This is a genomic window from Cytophaga sp. (assembly GCF_051961495.1).
GTDB lineage: Bacteria > Bacteroidota > Bacteroidia > Cytophagales > Cytophagaceae > Cytophaga.
This window is the reverse complement of the sequence record NZ_JBQCDF010000220.1, coordinates 1-3,045: the sequence shown is the minus strand read 5'-3', so window position 1 is coordinate 3,045 and position 3,045 is coordinate 1. Positions and strand designations below refer to the sequence as shown.

The 3,045-nt window shown below is 36.1% G+C and carries 4 protein-coding genes; 3 read left to right on the top strand and 1 reads right to left on the bottom strand.

Annotation, left to right across the window (positions count from 1 at the left end; translation table 11 throughout):
• On the bottom strand, positions 1–231 hold a 231-nt coding region (locus tag ACTHJT_RS12155; protein WP_440238530.1), incomplete at its 3' end, for a hypothetical protein.
• A 378-nt stretch (positions 232–609) separates the two neighbouring features.
• On the opposite strand from ACTHJT_RS12155, the gene ACTHJT_RS12150 reads away from it, so the two are divergent.
• From ACTHJT_RS12150 to ACTHJT_RS12140, 3 genes are all read left to right on the top strand, one after another.
• The gene (locus tag ACTHJT_RS12150) at positions 610–1,236 is read left to right on the top strand and encodes a hypothetical protein (protein WP_440238528.1); all 627 of its coding nucleotides are present in this window, start codon (positions 610–612) and stop codon (positions 1,234–1,236) included.
• A 26-nt stretch (positions 1,237–1,262) separates the two neighbouring features.
• Complete coding sequence (locus ACTHJT_RS12145) at positions 1,263–2,315, top strand: hypothetical protein (RefSeq protein ID WP_440238526.1); 1,053 nt, start codon at positions 1,263–1,265, stop codon at positions 2,313–2,315.
• A 91-nt stretch (positions 2,316–2,406) separates the two neighbouring features.
• On the top strand, positions 2,407–2,997 hold the full coding sequence (locus ACTHJT_RS12140; RefSeq protein WP_440238524.1) for a carboxypeptidase-like regulatory domain-containing protein: 591 nt from the start codon (positions 2,407–2,409) through the stop codon (positions 2,995–2,997).
• Positions 2,998–3,045: the final 48 nt, after the last annotated feature.

Genomic DNA, 3,045 nt, shown 5'->3' with positions numbered 1-3,045 from the left:
TTCACGCTGTATGCTGAAGCCACAAAACCCGACTTCGTAACCAACCTTATAATGTGCGCCCGGATAATTTTTAGAAAGGTGTTTATGCAAAGTAAAAGCATCTGGCGGCTGAGAAAAATCTTTCAGTTCCATATCCTTGTCGCGGATATTTACCCGCCAGCTAAGTTTGTGAACATCCAGCCCACAGAAAATTGTATCGCCTGTAAAATCTAATGGTTTAATTTTATTCATGTTTGAAAGGGTTTATGATGAAGGAAGGTTTTACTCTTAAAATTAAAAAAAGAGCGGTGTATCTTAACTCATACATAAGACCTATCAGCAAACGAACAAATAATCAACTTTTTTATTCTACATTCGGCTGACGGTTCGGGCAGACGAGAATTCTAATTTCCCACCTGCGCAAAGCTCTGGCCGTTGGCGCAATATCGCAAAGTCCTTTATTCAGCAGGGTTTGACAAAATTCATTATTCGGGTTTGACGATAATTTGCAGGCTTTTTTTTCGTCAAATGAAAATAACAAATATGAGCCTTGCAAATATACAATGCAAACTCAGCAGGCCTGAAATGAAAAAGATTATGACTGGTAGTCGAGGTTAAGCAAAGATAAAAATGTTGACTGTTCTTTTCTACCTAACCGGGCATGACAAGATCATTATTTACTCATCGCTGCTTTTTGTGTTGGCCCTCCTGGGTAGTTGTCATAATACAATCCAACATCGTCAATGTAACAACGCAGTCATTGACCCAATCATTGCTATAAATGGTGTTTATAAACGACTTGACAAAGAGAAAGAAGTTTTTTCAGTGTTTGAAAGGCAAGACCCCACGGCAAAAAAGTCAAGCGGAGTTTTATATTTTACTAAAGGCCACGTAAATCTTTTGGATAGCAGCTCTGCCAGACTTAATAACTGCAGGGCATATTTTCTTCATGGCAACATGTTATTTATTAACATCGGAATTGGAAATGGCTTTGATAGTCGGGGCTTCATCATCAACTACAGAGATAAGAAATTTTATGCAGAACCGTATTATTCCACCGACGTTATTATTCCGGATGAACCGAAACCTGTATTTAACTTAGTGTATCAAAACCTGACATTAGATAAGCCGGTATATAATGTCGGAGACAGCCTATATGGCAAGGTTAGCTTTAAATCAATTGAAACTGACCGCGACGGAAGCAAGATTGAACACTCTGGAGAGGGCTACTTTCGGGCAATTGTGATAAAACGATAACTGCACACAAAACTAAAAATTTCCTTTTGAGCTATGAATCAAAATTTGAACTATTTGTTCGTTTGCTATACTTTTGTTTTGGCTGGAAATACATTGAATGCCCCGCCAATATGCCAATGCTGAAACGTAAGCTGCATCCTATGACAACATTCATTAAGTTTATAGTACCGGTTTTTCTACTGACATTAACAGGATGTGGGGTACACAGACACTTAAATTCATCCACCGACAGTTTAGCGAATAATAACGACTCAATTAGAAAAATTGAACAATACATTCGTTGGGGTAAGAAGATAGAGGTTGTCGATATATTTAGCAATCATCGCCCTGTTCTGTCGGGTTTAGAGAAGCACCGGGATACTATTTTGCTTTTACAGTTCCTTAATCAAAATTTCGAAATAGTAAAACCTTACCCGGATTATCCGTATCAGCCGAAAGATGTCCTAAAATCAACATATGCGATTGATTTTAATGGTGATGGATTACTTGATATTATTTTTGTCGGTCCAATGGTTAATGGTACCATTACAGAGCTTTTTCTACACAGAGGTGACCATTACGAAAAAGTTTTTTCTGGAGACCGGTTCATTGATAGAATTGATTTTTCTGATAATAGATTAGATTCTTTTACCTTACTAAACCCAGGATGTTGTGCAGACCCGCAATTTCTTGAATATTATTATACTGTAAAGTATTCGCAGGACAAAATTTCATTTATACTTGCTAAAACAGTTGGTGAGGTTCTTGGAACACAGAAGCCACAGAAAATTCTTTCAATTGGCGACGAGTTTTCTGTTGTTTCCTCAAAAGCGAATCTTAGAAGGACTTGTTACATTTTTGACATTATTGACTCTTCAGCATTTGATTATGGTAGATACGGAAATCTTATCGCTTCCTATACAAAAGGTGCAAAAGGAAAAGTTCTTGGAACAAAAAAAGATAAAGGCATTGAATGGCTTTATGTTTTGATGAATTCTGACAGCGAAATCGAAAATTGTGATTATCCATCATTCTTAAAACAGCCAACAGAAATAAAAGGCTGGATATTACAAACCGACACTGATTGGAAACAAAACTGAACAATGCAGCTTGCATCGCGTTAGCTGCACTAAACTGCAGGCTATCAACCAAAATCTCAACTTTTTGTTCGTTACTGTACTTTTGTTCCGCATGAAAATTCGTTCGATACCCGACCATCCTTTGGACAAGATAAATTTCAAAGTAAAAACTATAAATAACTTAATGAAATTTATAATTAGTTTAATTTTTGTCTTTTTAGCTATTTCTTCACTTTCATGTAAGTGGATGGTTGAATGCTTTCCGGAATTTAGCGGAACAGTCCTTTCTAATTCAACCAAAGAACCTATTGAAGGAGCAACAGTGCAATTAATGAATCGAAAAATAGCTGTAAAAACTGATAAGAATGGATTTTTCAAATTAGCAGCCTCTGGTTGTATGGATGCGCACTTAATTATTTCCAAAGAAAATTACAAACCTTTTGAAATAACATTCAGCAATTCTTCAAATTCCAATTCATATAAGGTGGCTTCAGAATCGGAGTTTGTAAACTATACCAGGCCTTTCTATCTGAACCTAAAAGATACCAGCTCATCATTTACAACAGGAACATGGATTCAGCAAAACAGTGAAAGTTTTTCTGTTTCTTCCGGTAAGTTGACTTATTATTTGGATACTTTAAAAAGCATATCAGAAGAAATAAGTGATATTCAGAATGAAATAAGAAAGTCTTTAGAAAAGTAGTAACTTGAAAATGCGCATAACTAAGGATAGCTACTGTGCATTGAATAG

What these genes read in the sequence shown, in the direction of transcription:
- ACTHJT_RS12150 (WP_440238528.1), top strand. Translation starts at nt 610, where the DNA reads ATGTTGACTGTTCTTTTCTACCTAACCGGGCATGACAAGATCATTATT.
- ACTHJT_RS12140 (WP_440238524.1), top strand. Translation starts at nt 2,407, where the DNA reads ATGAAAATTCGTTCGATACCCGACCATCCTTTGGACAAGATAAATTTC.